This is a genomic window from Acinetobacter sp. YH12131 (genome assembly GCF_013418635.1).
GTDB lineage: Bacteria > Pseudomonadota > Gammaproteobacteria > Pseudomonadales > Moraxellaceae > Acinetobacter > Acinetobacter towneri.
In genome coordinates, this window is record NZ_VPBQ01000015.1 from 1 (window position 1) to 23,530 (window position 23,530).

A 23,530-nucleotide genomic window follows, 5' to 3' on the forward strand; every position below is an offset into this window, starting at 1 on the left:
TTTTCAACCAAATATAAAAAAATGAAAACAGAATATGGAGCACACATTCCAACCTTGGTTGAATTGTTTGAAGAAGAATATGAGATTGATTAATTTAATTATTCAACCTCATAATGCAAATACCCAAATAATCTAGCTTAGTCACAGCGAATTTGATATTCATTTTTATAGTTGGTGTAAGTTTCATTTAATTCAGCATGTAATTTTTCTCGTTATATTGCCGATCTTCAGGTTTAGAATTTTTAAGTACAATTGGCATATATTCATGTTTGTAAATCTGCGTATATTCTTCACAAATAATATGTTTGCGCTCATCTGCAGAATAGTTATCTAAATCGCGAAGCAAGATTTCATTCATTTTGGTATTGATGAGATCGAGTTCATCAAACATGCTTGGGGCTTGATCTGACGGTTGGGATGGGGAACAGCCGAAAGTGATAAAGCTACATATCAGAACGTAAACCCACTGCTTCACATTGACCCCAATGATAAAAAATCAAATTTATATTATAGCCTTAAAAGCGTAAAATTTAAGTGAATAGTCAGTTTTATTGGCAGTGAAATCAATTGAATGACAGTGTGTCGATTTTGTGTATTTAGACAATATGGCTGACTTGGGAAATGCAGTTTTATGTGTTAGTTTTGATGAAAATGAATGTTTTTCTGCGCTGAATTTCTGCAGATGAGTATCTAAAAAATCACGAAAAATTGAGGCATGAAATGGCTAAACATTATGACTATTTGGTAATTGGGGCAGGAAGTGGTGGTATTGCTTCGGCCAATCGCGCGGCGCAATATGGTAAAAAATGTGCATTAATTGAAGTTGCAGATTTGGGCGGGACTTGTGTCAATGTGGGGTGTGTGCCTAAAAAAGTGATGTGGTATTCTGCGCAAATCGCCGATGCTATTCAAAAATACGGCCCAGATTATGGTTTTAATACTGAATTAAAATCGCATGATTGGAATACGTTAATTCAAAATCGTCAAGCTTATATTCAGCGTATCCATGCATCGTATCAATCAGGTTTAGATAAAAACAATGTTGATGTGATTCAGGGCTTTGCTCGTTTTGTAAATGAAAAAACAGTTGAAGTAAATCAGCAGCAATACACTGCAGATCACATTTTAATAGCCACAGGAACTGAGCCAACACGTCCAGATATTGAAGGGGCAGAGCTAGGAATTGATTCAAACGGTTTCTTTGAATTGCAACAATTACCAAAACGCACGGCAATTGTCGGTTCGGGTTATATTGCCGTAGAGTTAGCAGGTGTTTTAAATGGGTTGGGTTCAGAAGTTGGATTGTTTATTCGTAAACAATTGCCGCTGCGTAGTTTAGATCAATTTTTAGGTGAAACATTACTTGAATGTATGCGTGATGAACATATCCAAGTGCATACGCAAGCCATTCCAAAGAAAGTCACTCGCCAAGCGGATCAGTCTTTGTTATTACATCTTGAAGATGGTTCACAGCATGAGGTCGATTGTCTGATTTGGGCAGTTGGACGTAAACCAAATACACAAGCATTGAACTTGGCTGCTGCAAATGTGCAGATTGATGAAAAAGGATATATCGCAGTAGATCAATTCCAAAATACCAGCCAAGCAGGTATTTATGCGGTGGGCGATATTATTGGAAAAATTGAGCTGACACCCGTTGCTGTTGCCGCAGGACGTAAATTGTCTGAACGTTTATTCAATCACAAACCAAATGAATATTTAGATTATCAAAATGTTGCCACGGTGGTCTTTAGTCATCCGCCTATTGGTACGGTGGGTTTAAGTGAAGCGCAAGCCATTGAACAGTTTGGGCAAGATCAGGTCAAAGTCTATCAATCTTCTTTTACCTCAATGTACACGGCTGTAACTCAGCATCGTCAAGTGTCTAAAATGAAATTGGTCTGCGTTGGTGATGAACAGAAAGTCGTGGGCGTGCATGGTATTGGCTATGGCATGGATGAAATTTTGCAAGGTTTTGCAGTCGCGGTCAAAATGGGCGCGACCAAGCAAGATTTTGACAATACTGTCGCAATTCATCCAACTGCTGCAGAAGAATTTGTGACTATGCGCTAATGGAGTAGCGTAGTCGTACACAAAGAGTATGGGTTAAAAAAATCCATACTCTTTTTTATTTTTGAAATTTGTAGATAAAAAATCAGAAGATAAACGTCAGAAAGATAAAGTTTGTTATCGTTATTTAGTTAGCCTAATAAGAAACCCACCGAAGTGGGCTTGTGCGATCAAACACCATCCATTGTGTCTGGGGTAGATTATCTCACGAAAATGATTAAGGTTTGATTAAGAAATTTTTGTTTTATTAAGTTTATCTTTACAAATTTGTAGCCGATGCTGCAAAGACTTTAAATCTATGTTATAGTGTAACTTATACAATAAAAATATCTCTATTCTCTCGTAGTTATTCATCATCATGCTGTGCTGCATTTATTTTATGCACTGCAAATTAAGTGTGATGAATGTTGTTGTATTAAAAAACTATGCTCAAAATTTTAATTTGAGCTTGATGTGTAAGTTATAAATGAATTGGTGTAAATATTGAAAAAAATGCAAACAATGCTTGCGAAAGCAGTGAATGGTCGTGAAATTATGGTGTCTTTGGTGGCATCAAAGAAAAAGCAAAATACCCGTGATGGTTTTAAATGGGTCGAAGTCGGAAAACATGTGTTGTTGGAATGTGGTCAGGAAATTGAACTGAATTTAGATGGTCGCAGTTTTTATACCGATACGCATGAAATGTTCCGTTTACCACATCGGGTTAATTAAGTTTTAGTCTGATGAATATTCAACTCAACTGGATTGCATAAAATATGTAATTTAGAAAAATTTTAAAAGTTTTATCCAGAAAAATCCCGTTCATTGGCGAACGGGATTTTTTTATTTTGTATTTTCACTGTGGCAAAGCACAGCCAGTATTGAATTAAACCTTAACAATCAAAACAGGAACAGGGGACTGAGTCAGTACGTTTTGGGCAACGCTACCAAGCATCATCTTTTTCACGCCAGTACGGCCATGCGAACCCATAATAATCAGGTCAGCACCAATTTCATTGGCAATTTGCACAATCCCTTCTGAAGCTGCAACACCGCGGATAATTTTGGTATCTACCGAAATACCTTCACGGCTAAAGGATTGCTGAATTTCAGCCAAACGATTTTGTGCATTTTGTTCAGCCTGCATGAAATAATCGGTAATTGCTGGTGCAACTTTGTAGAAGTCCACGCCTACAAAAGGATCAACTGCAATTACACTCATAATAGTAACAGGGCAATTTAGATCTTTTGCCAATGAAAGTGCTTGTTCGGCTGCAGCATAAGACATAGGTGACTCATCTACTGGAACAAGTAAGTGTTTATAAGTTGTCATGGCAAATCCTTATTAAAAATTTATGATGAAAATATGGCTTAAAATAGTGATTAAGCTTTAACTACAAGCACAGGTAATTCTGTATGACGTAATACGTCTGTGGCAAAGCTACCCAATAATAATTTTTGGAAACCTTTACGACCATGTGAACCCATCACAATCACATCGGCATTTAAGTCTTTCGCAGTTTTGATTACACCTTCAGCAGATACCAAACCCTCAACCACGCGAGTTTCTGCATTTACACCCACTGCTTTCGCAATTTCATCTGCTTCTTTTAATGCCTTTTGTGCATTGGCTGTCGCTTGCACAAAGTATTCTTTCATAATGGCAGATGAATAATTATAGTAAAAGTCAGAATCAGTAAATGGGTCTTCCGCAACAAGGCTAATTAAGGTGAGTTTACTGTTAAATACTTTGGCAATTTCAGCTGCATGTTTGACCGCTGAAAAAGAAATTTGTGAACCATCTACAGGGACTAAAATATTTTGGTACGACATGCGGGTAACTCCAGAAATTATGATTATTCGCCTTACACTTTATTGATAGCATATAGTCTATATAGGTTCAATTTAAAATCTGAAAAAAGATTGATAATTCATTTAATTACCCGCCAAATTTGCTGAAAGAAAAGATAAGCTGAAGATGATGAATTTACTCAACTCAACGGCAAAGCTATACGATAAAATAAGATGCTAAATTTGCAAAAATAAATAGACCTTCATAATTTAATTTTAAATTACTTGGGTTTGAATTGGGTGTATGAATCTTGAGGGAAATGTGGTTTGAAAATAATTTGGATGTTGCTGTGTTTTATGTTGTTAAGTGCTTGTCAAACCACGCAGCAGAACAGTCGAATCATTGCTGGTGCATTTAATCTCACCACAGGCTTGCAGCAAAAAATCATGGATCGCTATGCACCCAAAAACATACAAGTGCAACATGATATTGTGTATGCCACGCAGCCCAATTTGAGTTTTGACTTGTATCAAGACAGTCTATTGCAAGATTTAGCTGCACGCCCGACAATTGTCTGGATTCATGGTGGTGGCTGGATTGCAGGTTCAAAAGCCCACGCACGTGGCTATTTTAAATTATTAGCCGCGCAGGGCTTTAATGTAATTGCCGTACAATATCAATTTGCCCCGCATGCAACTTATCCTACTCAGTTGCAACAAATTGATCAGGTTTTAAATTACATCACGCAACATGCAGAAAAATATCAGCTTAATCCACAACAATTATATTTAGCAGGCGATTCTGCAGGGGCGAATTTAGCTAGCCATTATGCCGCATTATTGAGTAATCCTGCATTTGCACAGCAGTCTAATTTACAGCCGACTATTCAGCACAAACAACTTAAAGGGCTGATTTTGCACTGCGGGATTTATGATCTAAAAGCGTTTGTTGAAACTGCGCCAGATGAAATGAATATCGTAGAGTGGGGTGTTTATAATTTGGTGCAGGCTTACACGGGAGATCGGAAACAGGACAGTGAATTTCTGAAGAATATTTCGCCTATTCAACATTTAACGGCAAACTATCCTGCGGTATTTATCAGTGGTGGTAACAAAGACTTTTTAACAGAAACTCAATCTATGCCGATGCTGCATGCATTACAGCAACAGCAGATTCCTGTGACGACAGCATTTTATCCAGATACAAAAGCATGGTTAATTCACGAATATCAATTTTTTATGCACCAAAAAGAAAGCCAACAAACTTTTGCTAAAACAGTGGAATTTATCCGAAGCACAGCGGCCCTTAATGTATCACGCATACAATAAATCAATACGATGCTTCTGAAAAAGTGTTTTAATCGCTTAGTTATTTAGCTTTTGCTTTGTTTAAACTTTGAAACTGCCAAAACCACACAACCAAAAATCAGTCCCCAGAATGCAGAACCAATACCAAAAAACTGCACCCCAGAAGCACTAAATAAAAAGGTCAATAAAGCGGCTTCACGTTCTGAAACGTGCTGAAAGGCGAGGGCAATGTTGTGTCCAATAGTACCGAGCAGTGCAATTCCTGCCAAAGCTGTAATAAAAACAGCAGGGAATGACATCAGTAAACTGGTAAGCGTTGCCGCAAATATCCCCATCAAGATATAAAACAAACCGCAGCTAATCCCCGCAATATAGCGTTTACTTGCATCGGGATGCGATTGATCATCTAAGCTAATCGCAGCACTGATGGATGCGATATTGACACTAAAACATCCAAATGGTGCAAAAATAGCTTGTGCTGTGCCTGTCCAACCAATTAAGTGACGTACATTTGGGTTAAAACCATAGCTTTTGATCATGGCAACACCGGGCAAATATTGCGACGCCATATTAATGACAAACAAAGGCAGGGCTAAACCTAAAATAGCAGACCAACTTAATTCAGGTTGCATCCAAACTGGTTGTGCAATACTCCATTGCACACTCGGCATTTGAAATTGTAAGAAGATTGGGCATAGTGCGACCCCAATCAATACAGTTAAAACAATGCTATAACGTGGGCTAAATCGTTTTGCCAATACATAAGCCGCCAATAAAGACAAAATAAATGCCCATGCTTCTTGCAGACTGGTAAATAGGGCAATTCCAAATTTAAGCAGCACACCTGCCAACATGGCGCTGGTTAAACTCTGTGGAATATAAGTCAGTACCTTTTCAAAAATACCTAAAAAGCCAAGCACTGCTGTGAGTACGCCACAAAATAAAAATGCGCCAATTGCTTCGTGTAAGCTATAACCGCTGCCCGTGGCGATAATCAGTGCCAAGCCTGCGGTAGACCATGAGGTCGCCACAGGATATTTAAATTTCCAAGATAAAATCAGCCCGCTTAGACCAATACCTAAACCCAACGCGCAAAACCAAGAGCTGATTTGCTCAGCACTTGCGCCTAAAATTTGTGCTGCCTGAATGACTAAAACCGCGGAAACACTAATACCGACCAAGAAGGTAATAAAACCTGCAAATACTGCAGGCACAGAGAAGTCATTTAAAAGTTTTCGCATGCTTTCTTAGACATATTTTCTATAATTTATGAACAGATCATATACATTTGAACAAATAGTCAAAAGTGTTTTTTATACTTTTTTTATAGCGTTGAGCTTGCCAGTCTAAAGCCAAAACCGCAGAACAAAATACCAATGCTTGCAACGCAAATGGCTGCAATTTTATAGCGTTGATTGAAATAACTGGCTAATTTGACTCCTGAAAAAATCAAGATAGATAAATAACCCATGCTAATGATTTGTAGGACGATGGCTAAAACAGCAAAGCTCAGCATCGGGTAGGTGTAATCAGGATTGACGAATTGCACAAAAAAAGACAAATAAAACAAAATTGCTTTTGGGTTAATAACGCTAATCATTAAAGCAGTTCGGTAGGGATGAACCCGTTCAGTTGTATTGCTCGTTGCTGTTGTAGAAAGATTGGCGTGCGAAGTTCTGGTTTGTGGAAACCATGTTTTATAGGCTGCAATCAGTAGTTTAATACCTAAATAGCCTAAGTAGAGCGCACCAACTACTTTTAATAAGGTGAATAGCCATGGAAAAGCATGCAGTAATGAGGCTGCCCCTAAAATGGTGCACACAATTAAAATCAGATCACCCGTAAATACACCGAAAGCAGCTGCATAGCCTGTGCGTATCCCAAAGCGTGAAGCCACTGACATGACATAGAGTGAGTTTGGGCCAGGCAAGAGCACAATTAAGGTTGTGCCAATTATAAAAGTGCTGAGGTCACTAATACCAAACACGCAAACTCACCTAAATAAAAACCGATGTTGCAGTATAACAACATCGGTTTTGTGGCTTAGTAAAAATTTTGGAATTTTACTGGGATAGGTTAAAGCTTAAGCTTTAATCTCTGCATCTAAGCCGAAAGACTGGCGTAATAGGGTGGCAAGTTGCTCACGCGCTTTAATAAAGCCATCAATGCCGCCTTGTAACAATTGGAACGCCATCAAATCTGCCTCAAGTTGCGCTTTGAATTGTTCCTTTTCAATTGCTGCCAGTGGTTCAGCTTGAACTTGAATGCCATTGGTCGATAACGCTGCAGCGACTTCTCGTTCATCAGCTTCAAGTTCTGCCAATAAATTTGGTGCAACGGTCAATAAATCACAACCAGCTAAAGCCAAAACCTGATCTATACTACGGAAACTCGCGCCCATAATTTCAGTTTGTACTTGATGCTGTTTATAGAATTGATAAATTTTCTTCACCGAAAGTACACCCGGATCTTTTTCAATAGGGTAGTACATGACATTTTCAGCTTTTTTATACCAATCTAAAATACGACCCACAAATGGTGAAATCAACGTCACTTTGGCATCTGCACAAGCATGTGCCTGATGTAAACCAAACAATAAGGTTAAATTGGTGTGAATGCCTTCGGCTTCCAACACTTTCGCCGCTTGAATGCCTTCCCATGTCGATGCAATCTTAATCAAAATGCGGTCTGAATGAACACCATAAGCTTGGTACAGTGCTAAAAGTTCTTTGGCTTTGGCAATGGTCGCATCAGTGTCATAAGACAAAGAAGCATCCACCTCAGTCGAAACACGACCTTCAATCAGCTTTAAAATTTCTACACCAAATTTGACCGTTAAAATATCAATGCTGCGCTCAACCAATAGATCATTTGTATAACCTTCAGCTTTGGCTTGCTCAAATGCAGCTTCAATCAACGCTTTATTTTCAGGTTGATTTGCAGCCGCCGTAATGAGTGATGGGTTGGTGGTCGCATCCAAAGGACGAAACTTTTCAATCGCAGCCAAGTCACTACTATCTGCAACAATGGTGGTTAAGTTTTTTAGTTGATTTAAGGCTGTCTGTGTCATTCGAGATCTAGTTCTTAGGTTATTGCTTATACATTCAGTTATATCACAAACAGCTTTTAACCCAAGTACCAAGTAAGAGGGTTTGTGGATTATTTACCAGTTTTTCTCAGATTTCGGACGTGATTAATCAAAAAATGAGCAGCAGCGCCCAATTGATGTTCTCGGCTCCAGACCAAATCGACAAAATATTCAAATTTTGGGGTGAAATCTAGCAGCTGTAAAATTTTTAATTCGTGTTGTAGTTCAGGATGTTCATTCAGCATTTCCAAGGGCAAGACACCCCAGCCTAAACCCTGCTTAATCATACTGCAGGCAGAATGATGATTATCGGTACGCCAATAGTGCTTAGAAAATAACAACTCGGGTTTAATCTGCCGATCACGGCTCGCCACTACAATTTGCCGATTTTGTAAAATCTGTTCAAAACTGACTTGATCAGATTCAGCCAGCGGTGAATGTCGGGCAGCGACAGGCACTAAAATTTCACGTTTTAATTCCACAAATTGTTCACTGCTTTGTAATTGTTCGCGTTCAAACATAAAGGCCAAGTCCGCTGCTTGAGTCATGAGTAAATGCAGTGCATCTTCTTGTGGCGCAGAGAAAATATTGATCTGCAATTCAGGAAATTGCTGTTCTAGTAACACAATATAATCTGTCCAGCGAGTGTGTAGTAATTCAGACACCACCACAATATTTAAGTGTGCTTCCAGCCCAGAACTGAGCGCAAAAGCATGTTGTTTCCATTGCTTCATTTCTATGAGCAGTTGTTTGCTTTTTTCGTAAAGACTCTGCGCTAGTGGGGTAGGCAAAGGTTCACGCCCAATCCGTTCAAACAGTTTTAGGTCTAAATCAATTTCTAAATTGGCTATCGACATACTGACTGCAGAAGGTACTTTATTTAATTTACGTGCAGCTGCGGAAAAAGAGCCCATTTCCATGACAGTAATAAAAATAATCAGCTGATCTTGGTTGATATTCATTATTGGTACTTGATTTATCTTTCAATATTATTGATAGATTCTAACTCGAACATTCAAAACTATGAACATAAAATACTCCTCAGTATTTAACGTCATTGAGTGGGATCATGTTAATTTCCAAGAGAAGATTGCTACATGCGCTGAGCTATGAAGTAGTTTTATTAATTATTATTGCTTTGGCACTTAGTTTTGTATTTGAAATGCCCATGCAAGTGACAGGTGGTCTAGGCATTGCGATGGCGGTGACATCGGTGCTGTGGAATATGTTGTTTAATCACTATTTTGAAAAGTTTGAAGCGCAACACCAGCTACACAGAACTTTTAAAATACGCGTTTTACACGCAATTGGTTTTGAAGGTGGCTTAATGCTCGCCACTATTCCCATGGTGGCGTATGCACTAGAAATATCCATGCTGCAGGCAATTTTGATTGATTTATTGATGACGCTCAGTATTTTGCTCTATACCTTTATTTTTCAATATTGTTATGACCATATCGAAGCGAAATTGGGTTATGCTCCGCAACATTCAGTCAGATAAAACGCTAGTGGCTAATTAAAAGTGAGCTGCTATAAATTAAGCGCTATAAAAAAGCCACCTGAGCGAATCAAGTGGCTTTTATTGCTATCTAAATTGGAACTAGGCAGAATTATTTTTCAATAATGGCTGTTACACCTTGACCGCCTGCTGCACAGATTGACACCAATACGCGACCTGAACCTTTTTGATTCAGAAGTTTCGCCGCAGTGGCAATAATACGTCCGCCTGTTGCTGCAAATGGGTGACCTGCTGCCAAAGATGAACCTTTAACGTTTAATTTGCTACGATCAATTGATCCTAAAGGTGCATCTAAACCTAAACGCTCTTTACAGAAGTTTGGATCTTCCCATGCTTTTAAGGTCGACAAGACTTGAGATGCAAACGCTTCGTGAATTTCGTAATAATCGAAGTCTTGTAATGTTAAACCAGCACGTTCAAGCATACGTGGAACAGCGTACGCAGGTGCCATCAACAAACCTTCTTTTTTGCCTACAAAATCAACTGCTGCAGTTTCTTGGAAAGTCAAATATGCCAAGACTTCGTGACCATTGGCTTTTGCCCATTCTTCAGAGGCAAGTAATACGCAAGATGCACCATCGGTTAGTGGAGTCGAGTTACCCGCCGTCATAGTGCGCGCGTCGCCTTTACCAAAAGCAGGTTTTAACTTCGCTAGTTTTTCTACAGTAGAATCTGCACGTAAGTTATTGTCACGTTCTAAACCTAAGAATGGCGTGATGAGATCATCAAAGAAACCTTCGTCATAGGCAGCTGCCATTTTTTGGTGAGATGAAGCTGCTAACTCATCCTGCGCTTCACGAGAGATGCCCCATTCCAACGTAGTAATGGCTTGGTGGTCGCCCATTGATAAACCTGTGCGTGGTTCACCGTTACGTGGCGCATCCATTAAATCTTTAATGTTGATTTTGGTTAATGCTTTTAAGCGGTCTTTACCTGTTTTTGCAATGTTCAATTCAAGCAATGCTTTACGCAAACCATCGCCAAATGCGATTGGCGCGTCAGAAGTCGTATCTACACCGCCTGCAACACCAACCTCGATTTGACCCAGTGCAATTTTATTCGCAACTAAAAAAGCAGCCTGCAAGCCAGTACCACATGCTTGTTGTATATCGTAAGCAGGTGTTTCAGGAGCAAGGGCAGTATTGAGTACGCACTCACGAGTCATGTTAAAGTCACGGCTGTGTTTGAGCACTGCACCTGCAACAACTTCACCCAAACGCTGACCTTGTAAGTTGAATCGTTCAACAAGACCATTTAATGCTGCTGTAAACATATCTGTATTAGATGCAGTAAAGTAAGCGCCATTAGAACGTGCGAATGGAATACGGTTACCACCGATAATAGCAACGCGGCGAACAGTGTTTTGGCTCATAATTTTATCCTGTTGAACAGAGGTATTGGTATTAGATGGTGCTTTTGTTTGCGTTGAAGCAGTTGTTTTAGCACGGCTAGTCGTGCGGGTACGTGTAGTTTTTGTCGTACTCGTGTTGGAACGGGTTGCAGTGTTGCTACTTTTGCTTGTACGTTTAGCAGTTGATGTATTTGACACAGAATCCGTTGCAGAATTTTCCACTGCTGGATTTTCTTGAGTTGTTTTGCTCATAAGGCTTTTCCAAGCATGTTAAGGGTCTACTTGATGCGTACATTAGCACAATAGTATGACAGCTGAATTGACTACAATGACATTGCAGAATGCATTCAGGTCAAGACATCTGATAATTAACTCAAGTATGATTTAGCACAAACGGGTAACGCTATTGAAATGTGGGCATTTGGCATCATATTGATGTTAAAAGATATCGTGTAATCCATCAAAAAATGAATTTATGAGAGATAATAATCATGACTGATCAATACCAAACATTTGCAAAATCTCCTATTGGTAAATTTGTCATTAAAAATTTGGGTTTACCATCCCCAACTTTTTTAGATCGTTTTGAGTCTGCAACACCAGTGGTAAAAGGTGCAGTACTTTTAGGTGCAGCCCCTGCAAGTGATTTGTCTGCATCAATTGCACAAGTTTTAGCTAATGTACATGCCAACAGTTATGCAGGTAACAATGCAGAATTGCAACAAGCTGCGGCAAAAGTGGGCTTAAATTTAGGTGCATTCAATCCAGGCGATAAAGAATCTAAATTTAAAGTGGTGGTGTTTGATGCTTCAGGTATTGAAAACTCTGAACAATTAAAAGCGATTTATGAGTTCTTTAACCCAATCGCACGTCAAATTCAGGCTTCTGGTCGCGTGGTGGTGATTGGTACTACACCAGAAACTGCAGGCAGTGTGAAAAAAGCCATTGCACAACGCGCTTTGGAAGGTTTTGTAAAATCGGTAGGCAAAGAATTTAAAAAAGGCATTGCGGCTAACTTAATTTATGTCGATCAAGGTGCTGCAGCAAACTTAGAATCTACGTTACGTTTTGCCATTTCACCACGTTCAGCTTATGTGTCAGGTCAGGTGATCCGTGTCTCGAATGCTGCAACTGTAGAGGTAGATTGGGCAAAACCATTGGCAGGTAAAACTGCTGTAGTGACAGGTGCAAGCCGTGGTATTGGTGAAGCGATTGCGCATGTGTTGGCACGTGATGGTGCACACGTTATTTGCCTAGACGTTCCACAACAACAAGCAGATTTAGACCGTGTTGCTGCTGAAATTGGTGGTTCAACGCTAGCAATTGACATTACTGCTGCAGATGCAGGCGAGCAAATTAAAACAGCTGCCGCTGCGCAAGGTGGTTTGGATATTATTGTGCATAATGCGGGGATTACCCGTGACAAAACTTTGGCAAATATGAAACCAGAGCTTTGGGATTTAGTCATTAACATCAACTTGTCTGCAATTGAGCGTGTGAACGATTACTTATTGGCAAATGATGGTTTAAATGCCAATGGTCGTATCGTTTGCGTATCTTCAATTTCAGGTATTGCAGGCAACTTGGGTCAAACCAACTATGCAGCATCTAAAGCTGGCGTGATTGGTGTCGTGAAATTTACCGCACCTGTTTTAAACAACGGTATCACCATTAATGCGGTTGCACCAGGCTTTATTGAAACGCAAATGACTGCTGCAATTCCTTTTGCCATTCGTGAAGCAGGTCGTCGTATGAACTCTATGAGTCAGGGTGGTTTACCTGTAGACGTTGCAGAAACCATTGCTTACTTTGCTTCATCGGCATCGACAGGTATTAATGGTAACGTGGTACGTGTTTGTGGTCAAAGCTTGTTAGGGGCTTAACCCATTAAAGTCCTCTCCCTTAGGGAGAGGATTTAGGAGAGGGAGATAAGGGGATAGATTATTAACCCTTCTCTCTAGCTTTCTCCCAGCGGGAGAAAGAACTCCATTAAATAAATTAGAAAAACTTCTCAAAGGTTCAGTATGAATACTCGCCATTTTAGTCAACTTCCAAAACCCTATTTAGCCTATCCAAAAGTGATTCAGGGCTTAATTTTTAAAAAGCCAAAAGGTGAAAAAGTTCTGCCGCAAGTTGAATATGTGGTGGATTCATTCAAGGTCGATCAAAAGCACTTAAAAGCCTATAATGCAGTGACAGGTTTTAAAAATAACGGCTATATTCCTGCAATTTATTTGGCTGTATTGTCACAAAGTCTGCAAATGCACATGATGACCCAAGAAGCATTTCCATTTGCAATTTTGGGCTTGGTGCATATTCGCAACCAAGTCAAACAAAGCCGTAAAGTTGGATTGAATGAACAACTGACCTTGTCGTGTAAATTTGGTGAATTGCAACCACATGATAAAGGCGTACAGTTTGATTTTATTACCACCGTTAAAGTAGGCAATGAGGTGGTGATGGAAGGTTTGACCACGTATTTAGCACGTCAAAAAACCACCACTAAAGCTGCTGCAAAGCCTGCAGAAAGCAAAGCGCTAAACTATGCCGTTCAAGCTGAATGGGATATTTCTGAAAATACGGGTCGCCGTTATGCCTTAACGTCTGGCGATTTTAACTTAATTCATATCCACGCGATTACTGCAAAAGCATTTGGCTTTAAACAAGCGATTGCGCACGGCATGTGGAGCAAAGCCAAAGCCTTATCGAGTTTGACTTTGCCAGATGCCTATGAAGCCGATGTGTGGTTTAAGTTACCTATGTATTTGCCATCTAAAGTTGAGTTTTTAACTGCAACGGACGCTAAAAATACAGATTTTTTAATTCGTAACAGTAAAAACCAAAAACCGCATGTGACAGGTGTTGTCACCGCGCTTTAATTCAGTGATCGAAAGCCCAGATTATTTAAATTTGGGCTTTTTATTTGCGCTAAACTTTTATTAACAAGAAAAACGAGATAAACAGGACGATGCAACATTTAAAGGATTATATTTTTGCTGAAACTGAAAATTATCGTGGATGGGTTGCGCCTGAATTTCATGATTTAGCGATGCAATTTAGCCGTTTGCAAAATGCACGTAGCCAACAGGGCGGGGCTGCTTTAGCGGTGTACTTTCAAGGTCAGAAAGTCGTCGATATTTACACAGGCAAAAAGTCGCCAGATGAAGACTGGCAAGCCGATACGTTATCGGTATGTTATTCCACAGGCAAAGGTGTATTAGCGACACTGGCACATATTTTGGTCAGTCAAGGACTGGTCGATTACGATACTCCCATTTATATATACTGGCCTGAATTCGCCCAAAATGGCAAAGCATTGATGACCTTAAGGCATGTGCTGAGTCATCAAAGTGGTTTATATGACATCCGTAATATCATTGCCGATGCGACTGAAATGGCAGATTGGTCGCACATGCTGGATGTGTTGGCTCAAGCCAAGCCACGTTTTGATGTAGCAAGTGAGGCAGCGTATCAACCTTTAACTTTTGGCTGGCTGGTCGGTGGGATTTTAGAAAAAGCTACAGGTCAAACATTGGCTGAATTGATGCAGCAATACTTGGTTGAATCTTTGGCTTTGGATGGAGCGTATTTTGGTGTGCCTGCATCTGAGCTTTCCCGTGTCGCACGACCATTTAAAACTGCTGTGACATCAGTGCAAACAGATTCATCACCCACAAATAAACAGACAGCTAAAGTTCAAAACCAAGCTAAATCGAGCAAACATCCTGTATCAATATTCGATAAAGTCATTGCATGGAGTGGTCAAAACCCACAAGACTTTCAGGATGGCATGATTCCCAAAGGCATGAAAAATTTTAGTTTTTTTAGTGATACTGGTTTGCAAGCTGTGATTCCTGCTGCCAATGGTGTATTTACTGCCCAAAGTTTGGCACGTATTTATGCCATGTTGGCGCAGGGTGGATCATGGCAGGGTCAGCAATTGGTTCAGCCTGAAGTTTTTCAGCAATTAAGCCAAGTGCAATATGTGCAGCGTGATCGAGTTATGCCTATCCCGATGCATTGGCGATTAGGCTATCACCGTGTATTAAGTTTGGGTAAGCGCTCTCACGGTTTTGGACACATGGGTTTTAATGGTTCAGGCGCGTGGTGTGATCCTGACCGTCAACTCAGTTTTGCCTATACCCATAATTTTGCTGCAGGTTCTTTAATTGGTGATTATCGACTTTGGGGACTGAGTCAGGAAGCCATTCGCTGTGCAGATCGGCAATTGCAAGGGCGTAAAGGCTGGTTTTAGGCGTGATTGTACGTTCACTCTTTGCCAAAAAAACAGTATGCTTAGACCTGTAAAAAGGAGCATTCATGTATCAGGTACTTGCGCGTAAATATCGTCCTCGTAATTTTAATGAATTGGTGGGACAAAACCATGTATCACGGGCATTGACCAGTGCTTTGGAACGTGGGCGTTTGCACCATGCTTATCTTTTTACGGGAACACGTGGTGTAGGTAAAACTACCATTGCGCGTATTTTGGCCAAATGCCTGAACTGTGAAACAGGCGTGACATCTACCCCATGTGAAGTGTGTCCGACCTGTACTGCGGTCAATGAAGGTCGTTTTATTGATTTAATCGAAATTGATGCGGCGTCACGTACTAAGGTTGAAGACACACGTGAGTTGCTTGATAACGTACCTTATGCACCGACTCAGGGACGTTTTAAGGTTTATCTGATTGACGAAGTGCACATGCTGTCTACGCATTCGTTCAATGCTTTGCTAAAAACTTTGGAAGAACCGCCTGAGCATGTGAAGTTTCTGTTTGCGACCACAGACCCACAAAAACTCCCTATTACTGTGATTTCGCGCTGTTTGCAATTTACTTTGCGTCCATTGCAGGTCGATGAAATTACCAGTCATTTAACGGATATTTTAGCCAAAGAACAGATTGTTGCAGAGCAAGATGCAATTTGGCAGATTGCTGAATCTGCGCAAGGTTCTTTGCGTGATGCGATGTCTTTGACAGACCAAGCCATTGCTTATGGTCAGGGTGAAATTCATCATCAAGATGTCAAAGACATGCTGGGCTTGATTGATCGCACCATTATCTATGATTTGATTTTAGCGATTCATCAAAACCAACAGCAGCGTGTGAGTCAGTTGTTATTACAATTTAGACAGCAAGCTTTAGATGTGTCTTTGGTGTTGGATCAGTTAATTTCGACACTGCATGAATTGGCAATCATGCAATATCTGCCAGATTTAAACCTAAAATACAGTGCTGAAATTAATCAAAAAATTCAGCAGCTTGCGGGTCTGATCTCTGCACAAGATTTACAGTTGTATTATCAAATTGCTTGTAAAGGACGCGCCGATTTACAAATTGCCGTAACCCAAGAACAAGGCTTTGAAATGTGTGTACTGCGTTTACTGGCATTTCGACCTTTGCAAGCCAATGAAGTGTTGGTTGCTGCGCCACAAAATACTGCACAAACAGCGGCTTCCCAGCCAGTTGCTCAAATGGAGCAAACTCCACAAGCTGTGGCAACTCAAAATACAGCACAAGCGGAACAGCATGTAACTGAATTAGATGCGGTTGCAACACCTGATCTTGATGGATTTGACTATGAGGATGACGATTATTCAGATCACACCACGACACAAACCAGTGTTGCAGAACCTTCTTCAGATGATTTTTTAGATGAGGATGAGCCTGAAGCTTTAACACATCAAGATCAACAGTCGATTCAAGCGCAACAACCGACTCCGCAAGCGCTACACTCAACAGCTGCGATTTCACCAGAATCTATGTCAGAACCTGCAGTGAATGAAGAAACTGCAATACAGGCTGAGGATAAGCAATCTGAATCTATCGTGTTTGATCCAAATGCAGATGCACAATTGTTTGGTTTAGATGAAGATGCCTCATCGGTAAGCACTACATCTGATGTGCAAAGTCATGATGATTTTTTACTGGAAAGTTTTGATGCCGTTGCACCGTTAGGTGATCTTGCTGCATCAGCCGAAACATCGCTAGTTTCATCTACACTACAATCGAATAATGCTTCACCGTCAATTACACAAAATGTAAGTAATGCAGAAACCGCTTTATTTGATTTAGCAGCGACTGAAGTCGAACCGAATGTTGCCAGTGCGACAGCACAACCGCAGCAAACCATAGCATCTAATGCCGATGATCAATTAATGCCGCAGGATATTCTGCGTTTACAGCCGCAAGTTTTAGAAGGTGAGTGGACTTTAGACAAGTGGGAATATTGGTTTAGACACAGCGAGTTGTCACCTGCCGTGCAAGAATTGGCGCAGCATGGCGTAATGACGGGGCAGATTAATGCTGAATCGGTTTTTCATATTCCTGAGCAATATCAGCAGTTATTGACTCAACTGCAACATGCTTTAGAAAGTGCTTTAAAAGAACAGTGGAGTAAAACTCTGTTTAAAGTGCAATATGAAAATGTGGATGACACGACACCGTACATTTTGCAGCAACAGCGCAAACAACGCGCTTATCAACGGGCTGAAAATTTATTGCATCAAGAACCGATTGTGAAAGATATTTTGCAAAACTTTGATGGCGAATTACATAACATTCAGTTGAAATAACCTGTTGTTAGCTTTTGTTTGCAGAATTTTAAGGCTGGGTCAAACCAGCCTTATTTTTTGCTAAGCGCAAGCTGAATCTGTGCTTTTATATGGCTGTAATGCTTCGCGGATGGAGTCAGGAATCGGGCAGTTTTGGCGTGTAATTCGATCTACAAATACATGCACCACTTGTCCTTGTGCAGCGGCAAGATTTTGATTGTTTTTAAAAATTGCCAAATCATAAATTAAGGATGAGTTTCCAATTTTTTGAATAGCAACACCTACTTCAATCATTTCAGGATAGGACAATTCCTGCAAAAAATGACAGGTGGAATTGACCACTAAACCAATACAGGGTGATCGTTTGGGTTCAAAGCCTGCTTTTTGCATCAGTAGGGCATTGGCTGCGCTGTCAAAATAGCTGTAATAAGTGACATTATTGACATGTCCATACATATCGTTGTCTGCCCAGCGAGTTTGGATGGGAAAGAAAAAAGCGTATTGCTCACGGGTTTTGGTGTCAGGTTTCACAAGTTTACCTATATTTTTATCGACGTGGTGTCATGCTTTAATGGGTGGAAATCATCCCAAATAAATGTAGAAAGTTAAATACAGAACGTTAAGCGTAAATGTTAGGCATAAATGGCTTGGTAAATCTGTAACGCATCCTGCATTTGCATTGCTCTCGGGTTGTTTTGCAATAAACGGCTTTGCAGCATCGCATCTTCTGCCAGTTGTGGTAGCATGTTTTCTGCTATGCCTAGGGCATTGAGTTTTAACACCAAGCCACTTTGATCTAAATGATTTTGTAAATGATCAATAAACAAATCACATAATCCATCTGTGCAGCCTTTACTGCGTGGGTCTAACCAACACATCAGTTCTGCATAATACTGTTTGGCTGCAGGCGCATTAAATTTTAAAACTTCGGTTAGTACCAATGCATTGCTATGCCCATGTGAAATATGGAAATGTCCGCCTAAAGGATAGGCAAGCGCATGTACCGCAGCCACAGGAGCATTGGCAAAGGCTTGTCCTGCCAGCATTGAACCAAACAGCATGTTTTGCCGTGCTTGCATATTGCTGCCATCTTCAAGCACTAATTTTAAGTTTTGATCAAGTAAACGCAGCGCATGTTTTGCCAGAAAATCTGAATACGCATTTTTTTTGATTTTAGAAGTATAGGCTTCAATGGCATGTACCATCGCATCTATACCTGTGGCTGCGGTAATCTGTGCAGGTAGATGACGGGTAAAATTGGCATCTAAAATGGCAACATCGGCATATAAAATAGGAGAAACAATGCCTGTTTTACTGGTTGCACCTGTGGTGACAATGGAAATAGGTGTGACTTCTGAACCTGTGCCTGCTGTAGTGGAAACTAGAATGAGCGGTAAACGTGGTGCTTTCGCATTGCCAACACCGTACAAGTCCGACAGTTGTTGAGTTTGTTCGGAATGACTCAGCACGGCAATAATTTTGGCGACATCCATCGCACTACCCCCACCAAAACCTAATACAACATCAATATTTTGCTGTTTGGCAAAATCAACTGCTTCTAACACAATCTGTTCTGCGGGGTCGGCTTGCACATTCGAGTAAATGGCATAGTCCAGTTGCAGTTGCTTTAAAATTTCTAAAATAGGTTGATGTAATTGTTGTTGTAAAATGCCAGCATCGGTGACCAATAACAAACGCTTATAATTTTTTTCGGTTAAAACCGTTTTTAGTTCAGAAATTGAACCCAATCCAGAAATAATGTTGCCAACTGTTTGAAATTGAAAATGCTGCATCGTCTTTATTCCTAATTTTTATACTTAATTCAACATTATTGTAGGGTCACGATATAGGATTCATATCATAAATAACTTAACATAAGACTCTTAAAAATAAAGTAGCTTTGAGGTTGTTTATGTCATCCAAAACGCCATATAAGGTGTTATGTGTTTGTTTGGGAAATATTTGCCGCTCTCCAACGGCAGAAATTGTACTTCGACATTTTTGTGATGAACAACAACTCAATGTGTTGGTAGATTCTGCTGGAACCAGTAATTATCATCCAGGCAAAGCCCCAGATTTACGCAGCCAAAAACATGCGTTCAAACGTGGTTATGACTTATCTACATTGCGCGCGCGTCAGTTACGTATACAAGACTTTGTCGAGTTTGATTTGATTTTGGCGATGGATTTTGAAAACTTAAGCAATATTCAATCTTTAATGCGCCGTGCTGAAGCTGAACTGGGCAGTTTGCGCGCTGAAATAGCCTTAATGAGCGAACACGATCCGCATTATACGCAGCAAGAATTACCCGATCCATATTATGGCGAAGCCGATGGTTTTGAGCGGGTGCTCGATCAATGCGAGTCGAGTAGTCGCGCATGGGTGAAAGTTTTACAACAACAATTTGAATTGAAGGTTTAAGTCATGCACATTCACTACAACATGCAACTCAAACCTTTCAATACGCTCAATTTAGATGCAACTGCGTCGCATTATGTCAAAATTGAAAATATTCAAGATGTACAGGATGCTTTGGCATTTGCCCAGAAAGAACAATTAAATGTGCTGATTTTATCGGGTGGTAGCAATATGTTATTGCCTGAACATATTCATGCCTTGGTCATGCACATGGATATTCAGGGCATCGAAAAATGCGCTGAAGATGATGCAAGTGTCACCCTAAAAGTTGGGGCAGGACAAGTCTGGCATGAGTTTGTGTTGTGGAGTACGGAACAAAAGTTATATGGTCTGCAAAATCTGGCTTTAATTCCAGGTTTGGTCGGCGCTTCACCTGTGCAAAATATTGGTGCTTATGGCGTTGAAGTCGGTGAGTTTATTGAATCTGTGCAGGTCTATGATCGTGAATGCCAACAATTCAGCTCAATTGTTGCTGCAGATTGTCAGTTTGCCTATCGACACAGTATTTTTAAAGATCATCCCAACCGTTACATCATTACCCATGTGACTTTTAAACTGTTAAAACAGGCTGCGTTAAAATTAAATTATGGCGACTTAAAAGCTGCTGTAGGCGATGAGCAAACTGCTGAAAATCTGCAGCAACAAGTCATTCAAATTCGCCAAAGTAAGCTGCCTAATCCTGCAGAATATCCAAATGTAGGTAGTTTCTTTAAAAATCCTGTGATTTCGATTCAGCAATTTGACCAAATTGCAGCACAATTTCCAAATTTACCCCATTACCCACAGCCGAATGCGCAAGTTAAAATTGCAGCAGGCTGGTTGATTGATCAAGCTGGCTGGAAGGGAAAACAACTGGGTGTGGTGGGTATGTTTCATAAACAAGCGTTGGTTTTAGTCAATTATGCCGATGCCACTTTGGCAGATGTGCAACACACCTATCGTGCTGTGCAGCAAGATGTTTTGAGTCGTTTTGGTATTTCACTCGAACCTGAACCTGTGTTATTTGATGAAACAGGTTTGATTCGTGCACATCAACCGGTAGGTTAAGTGAAGATGAAACAGAATCATTGGATGCTCAGATTGGTACAAATTGCTGCCGTGCTATTTGTATTGTTTGCAGCGTTCATGATTTTTATCTATTCACCTTTTTATTCTACTTTGGTGGTCAAAACGCTGAACACTTTGGTACCTGTAGAAGTGAATCAAGTGGCAGCAAAAAGTCAGCAAATGGCGGCTTTTAGTGATCAAGATAGCTTGGAACCCGGTTCAGATTTATGGATTGCCCGACAAGCTTATTTGAAGCTGATGGAGCAAGAGATTCAATCTGAAAATTCGAAAAATTTAACTTTAATTCAGGCTCGTTATAAAGCCTTACAAGCGCTTATTTTAGAAGAACAAACGCAAAAAAAATTAGCATCTGAGCAAGAGTTGCCGCAAGTCCCATTGTTGGTGTCTAATGCAGCTTCTGAAGCAGTTGTAGAAGACCCATCCGAAAATGTAAAAGCCTTGCTCAATTTGGATAGTCATGAAAATCAGGTACTCATGGAACAATACTTGGAGTTTTTAAGCACTCATAAAATTGCCGAAACCGAAAGTGAGCCTGTAGATGAAGAAATCTTTAAAGATATTGCTTTAATTCAGCAACAAAATATTCCAAAAATACCTGCAAACTCTAAACCTTATGCGATTGTGGTTTTAGGTGGTGGCTTAACTTTAGATGATAATGGCAAAGATATTGTGGTCAATGACTACACACGTTTACGTTTAGAAACGACCCTAGCGGTGGTAAAACAATATCAATTGCCGATTGTACTGAGTGGTGTAGAAGCACCTTATATGCAGCGTTGGTTAAAAAAATATGATGTCGAAGCAAAATTATTAGAAGATCGCAGCATGAATACTTGTGAAAATTCACGTTTTAGTTCTTTATTATTACAAAAAAAAGGGGGGGCGCCGACAGTGATTTTGATTACAGACCGTTATCACATGCCACGCACCCGCCGTTTATTTGCTTTGAATGGAATTGAAACGATTCCAGTCGAGGCTCCCATGCCGACTCAACTGACTGCATGGCGTCCAAGTGAACAAAACTATGATCATAGCCGCCGTGCCAATTATGAAATGCTTGCCACCATTCGGGATGTCTTGATTGGTTCTAGCGCATGTCGCGAGGTGCCATAATGCCTGATATTCCATTTTTAAACCCAAGCGTGTTGAAGCAATTAGATTTGCCAGTGCCGAGTCGGGAAACCACACCACAAATTCTACAACCTTTAAATTTGAATCGTGGTTTTGAACCGAGTGTTGAGTTACAAGCCTATCGACAGCTTTATGGTTTTCATTTGTTGGACTGTGAACATTGGCAAGGCTATGTGCAAATGCCGTTGTTTAAATTGCATGTGCAAATTTTTCAACCCGATTTAAGCAAAACCAAATTTGATCAGGTGCAGGGCACGGTATTTCTACTGCATGGCTATTTGGAACATAGCGGGATTTATCAACCTATCGTCAAAGAATTATTAGAGCAGGGCTTTAGTGTTTTGACTTATGATTTGCCCGGACATGGATTGAGTGATGGTTATCCTGCCAACATCAAAAATTTTGATCATTATCAGCAAGTATTACATGCGGTTTATCAATATGTAAAAAATGCCGATCAATTGCCAAAACCGTGGTTGGGCATTGGGCAAAGTACAGGTGGTGCAATTTGGATGCATCACTTGTTGGAATTTGCTCAGCGCCGTGAAAATCCATTTGTAGAGCGTGTGTTGTTGTTATCGCCTTTGATTCGTCCTGCAAAATCGGCATGGTGGCATAACTCTGTTGGTTTGGGCATTATCCGTCGGATTAAGCGTGAAGTGCCGCGACATTTCCGACGCAATAATCATAATCCTGAATTTTTACGCTTTGTGCGTTTAAAAGACCCGCTGCAACCTAGAATGATGGGCATGGATTGGATTTTAGCCATGTCTAAATGGATGTTGGAGATGGAAGAACGTCCAGCTTGCCGTATTCCTGTTTGGTTGGCACAAGGGGCGCAAGATCAAACCGTAGATTGGCGCTACAACATTGAGTTTATTCGGCGTAAATTCCGCCTGCAAACCTTACTCATGTTAGAAGAAGGCTCGCATCAATTAATCAATGAACGTGCGGATATTCGTGCGGCTTTAACAGGGCTGATTCCTGCATTTTTACATGCACATAGCTCTAAGACTTATTATTAATTTATCAACCATCTTTTAAATACGGCTCTACATTTGCTTTGATGCTGTTCTCGGCATCAAAGCATATTTATGCTGCGCTGCTCATTAAAATGTGAAGCGATTTCTAAAATAAAATAGTACTTCACATTTATTTTTTATTTCATGCTCGAGTTTCATGTTTCAGTGCTATGCTCATGTTTATAAAATAAGCTAAATTTGAAAAACTCCTTAATTCTAGGGATAGTGT

Annotated in this window: 22 protein-coding genes; 12 read left to right on the forward strand and 10 right to left on the reverse strand. The window is 40.3% G+C overall.

Annotated elements, in window-relative coordinates; translation table 11 throughout:
• Positions 1 to 187 precede the first annotated feature (187 nt).
• Positions 188 to 475, reverse strand: a complete 288-nt coding sequence (locus FTU66_RS10565) for a hypothetical protein (protein ID WP_179997369.1) — start codon at positions 473 to 475, stop codon at positions 188 to 190.
• A 245-nt stretch (positions 476 to 720) separates the two neighbouring features.
• On the opposite strand from FTU66_RS10565, the gene gorA reads away from it, so the two are divergent.
• Complete coding sequence (gene gorA / locus FTU66_RS10570; protein WP_180112776.1) at positions 721 to 2,073, forward strand: glutathione-disulfide reductase; 1,353 nt, start codon at positions 721 to 723, stop codon at positions 2,071 to 2,073.
• Between the two features lie 489 nt (positions 2,074 to 2,562).
• Positions 2,563 to 2,781 carry a hypothetical protein gene (locus FTU66_RS10575; protein WP_004973244.1) on the forward strand — a complete coding sequence of 73 codons (219 nt, stop codon included), beginning with the start codon at positions 2,563 to 2,565 and terminating at the stop codon, positions 2,779 to 2,781.
• 154 nt (positions 2,782 to 2,935) lie between these two features.
• Here the strand turns inward: FTU66_RS10575 and FTU66_RS10580 are convergent, their stop codons facing one another.
• Positions 2,936 to 3,382 (reverse strand): universal stress protein, encoded by a 447-nt coding sequence (locus FTU66_RS10580; RefSeq protein ID WP_004973247.1) that lies wholly within the window; start codon positions 3,380 to 3,382, stop codon positions 2,936 to 2,938.
• A 50-nt stretch (positions 3,383 to 3,432) separates the two neighbouring features.
• Positions 3,433 to 3,882 carry a universal stress protein gene (locus tag FTU66_RS10585; RefSeq protein ID WP_004973248.1) on the reverse strand — a complete coding sequence of 150 codons (450 nt, stop codon included), beginning with the start codon at positions 3,880 to 3,882 and terminating at the stop codon, positions 3,433 to 3,435.
• Positions 3,883 to 4,197: 315 nt separating this feature from the next.
• Between FTU66_RS10585 and FTU66_RS10590 the strand changes: the two genes are divergently transcribed.
• A complete protein-coding gene (locus FTU66_RS10590) occupies positions 4,198 to 5,169 on the forward strand; it encodes an alpha/beta hydrolase (RefSeq protein WP_180112793.1) in 972 nt (323 codons plus the stop codon).
• 44 nt (positions 5,170 to 5,213) lie between these two features.
• Here FTU66_RS10590 and FTU66_RS10595 read toward each other — a convergent pair whose 3' ends face one another.
• The 4 genes from FTU66_RS10595 to FTU66_RS10610 form a co-directional block, all read right to left on the reverse strand.
• The gene (locus FTU66_RS10595) at positions 5,214 to 6,389 is read right to left on the reverse strand and encodes a benzoate/H(+) symporter BenE family transporter (RefSeq protein ID WP_180112777.1); all 1,176 of its coding nucleotides are present in this window, start codon (positions 6,387 to 6,389) and stop codon (positions 5,214 to 5,216) included.
• A gap of 83 nt (positions 6,390 to 6,472) precedes the next feature.
• Positions 6,473 to 7,135 (reverse strand): leucine efflux protein LeuE, encoded by a 663-nt coding sequence (gene leuE, locus FTU66_RS10600; RefSeq protein WP_004973255.1) that lies wholly within the window; start codon positions 7,133 to 7,135, stop codon positions 6,473 to 6,475.
• A 96-nt stretch (positions 7,136 to 7,231) separates the two neighbouring features.
• Positions 7,232 to 8,218 carry a transaldolase gene (gene tal, locus FTU66_RS10605; protein WP_136144603.1) on the reverse strand — a complete coding sequence of 329 codons (987 nt, stop codon included), beginning with the start codon at positions 8,216 to 8,218 and terminating at the stop codon, positions 7,232 to 7,234.
• Between the two features lie 89 nt (positions 8,219 to 8,307).
• Positions 8,308 to 9,198: a LysR family transcriptional regulator gene (locus FTU66_RS10610; protein WP_180112778.1), complete on the reverse strand. Its 891-nt coding sequence runs from the start codon at positions 9,196 to 9,198 to the stop codon at positions 8,308 to 8,310.
• Between the two features lie 107 nt (positions 9,199 to 9,305).
• Between FTU66_RS10610 and aceI the strand changes: the two genes are divergently transcribed.
• Entirely contained in the window at positions 9,306 to 9,737 is a 432-nt protein-coding gene (gene aceI / locus FTU66_RS10615) for a chlorhexidine efflux PACE transporter AceI (RefSeq protein ID WP_179991089.1), read from the forward strand.
• A gap of 109 nt (positions 9,738 to 9,846) precedes the next feature.
• Here aceI and FTU66_RS10620 read toward each other — a convergent pair whose 3' ends face one another.
• On the reverse strand, positions 9,847 to 11,358 hold the full coding sequence (locus tag FTU66_RS10620) for an acetyl-CoA C-acetyltransferase (RefSeq protein ID WP_104852102.1): 1,512 nt from the start codon (positions 11,356 to 11,358) through the stop codon (positions 9,847 to 9,849).
• Positions 11,359 to 11,597: 239 nt separating this feature from the next.
• Here FTU66_RS10620 and FTU66_RS10625 point away from each other — a divergent pair, with 239 nt between their 5' ends.
• From FTU66_RS10625 to dnaX, 4 genes are all read left to right on the forward strand, one after another.
• Entirely contained in the window at positions 11,598 to 12,989 is a 1,392-nt protein-coding gene (locus FTU66_RS10625; RefSeq protein ID WP_180112779.1) for a 3-oxoacyl-ACP reductase, read from the forward strand.
• Between the two features lie 141 nt (positions 12,990 to 13,130).
• Positions 13,131 to 13,985, forward strand: a complete 855-nt coding sequence (locus tag FTU66_RS10630; RefSeq protein ID WP_180050769.1) for a MaoC/PaaZ C-terminal domain-containing protein — start codon at positions 13,131 to 13,133, stop codon at positions 13,983 to 13,985.
• 89 nt (positions 13,986 to 14,074) lie between these two features.
• On the forward strand, positions 14,075 to 15,361 hold the full coding sequence (locus tag FTU66_RS10635; protein WP_180112780.1) for a serine hydrolase: 1,287 nt from the start codon (positions 14,075 to 14,077) through the stop codon (positions 15,359 to 15,361).
• Positions 15,362 to 15,426: 65 nt separating this feature from the next.
• Positions 15,427 to 17,682 (forward strand): DNA polymerase III subunit gamma/tau, encoded by a 2,256-nt coding sequence (gene dnaX / locus FTU66_RS10640; RefSeq protein ID WP_004973273.1) that lies wholly within the window; start codon positions 15,427 to 15,429, stop codon positions 17,680 to 17,682.
• Positions 17,683 to 17,742: 60 nt separating this feature from the next.
• Here dnaX and FTU66_RS10645 read toward each other — a convergent pair whose 3' ends face one another.
• Together FTU66_RS10645 and FTU66_RS10650 are read right to left on the reverse strand one after the other, a co-directional pair.
• Entirely contained in the window at positions 17,743 to 18,192 is a 450-nt protein-coding gene (locus FTU66_RS10645) for a thioesterase family protein (RefSeq protein WP_004973275.1), read from the reverse strand.
• Positions 18,193 to 18,293: 101 nt separating this feature from the next.
• Entirely contained in the window at positions 18,294 to 19,454 is a 1,161-nt protein-coding gene (locus FTU66_RS10650) for an iron-containing alcohol dehydrogenase (protein WP_180112781.1), read from the reverse strand.
• A gap of 119 nt (positions 19,455 to 19,573) precedes the next feature.
• Here FTU66_RS10650 and FTU66_RS10655 point away from each other — a divergent pair, with 119 nt between their 5' ends.
• Genes FTU66_RS10655 through FTU66_RS10670 form a run of 4 tightly spaced genes read left to right on the forward strand, consistent with a single transcriptional unit; the run spans position 19,574 to position 23,304 of the window.
• The gene (locus FTU66_RS10655) at positions 19,574 to 20,083 is read left to right on the forward strand and encodes a low molecular weight protein-tyrosine-phosphatase (RefSeq protein ID WP_004973278.1); all 510 of its coding nucleotides are present in this window, start codon (positions 19,574 to 19,576) and stop codon (positions 20,081 to 20,083) included.
• 3 nt (positions 20,084 to 20,086) lie between these two features.
• Positions 20,087 to 21,127: a UDP-N-acetylmuramate dehydrogenase gene (gene murB / locus FTU66_RS10660; protein WP_180112782.1), complete on the forward strand. Its 1,041-nt coding sequence runs from the start codon at positions 20,087 to 20,089 to the stop codon at positions 21,125 to 21,127.
• A 6-nt stretch (positions 21,128 to 21,133) separates the two neighbouring features.
• Complete coding sequence (locus tag FTU66_RS10665) at positions 21,134 to 22,261, forward strand: YdcF family protein (protein ID WP_004973281.1); 1,128 nt, start codon at positions 21,134 to 21,136, stop codon at positions 22,259 to 22,261.
• On the forward strand, positions 22,261 to 23,304 hold the full coding sequence (locus FTU66_RS10670; protein ID WP_096900878.1) for an alpha/beta hydrolase: 1,044 nt from the start codon (positions 22,261 to 22,263) through the stop codon (positions 23,302 to 23,304). The genes FTU66_RS10665 and FTU66_RS10670 overlap by 1 nt, the downstream gene beginning before the upstream one ends.
• Positions 23,305 to 23,530 lie beyond the last annotated feature (226 nt).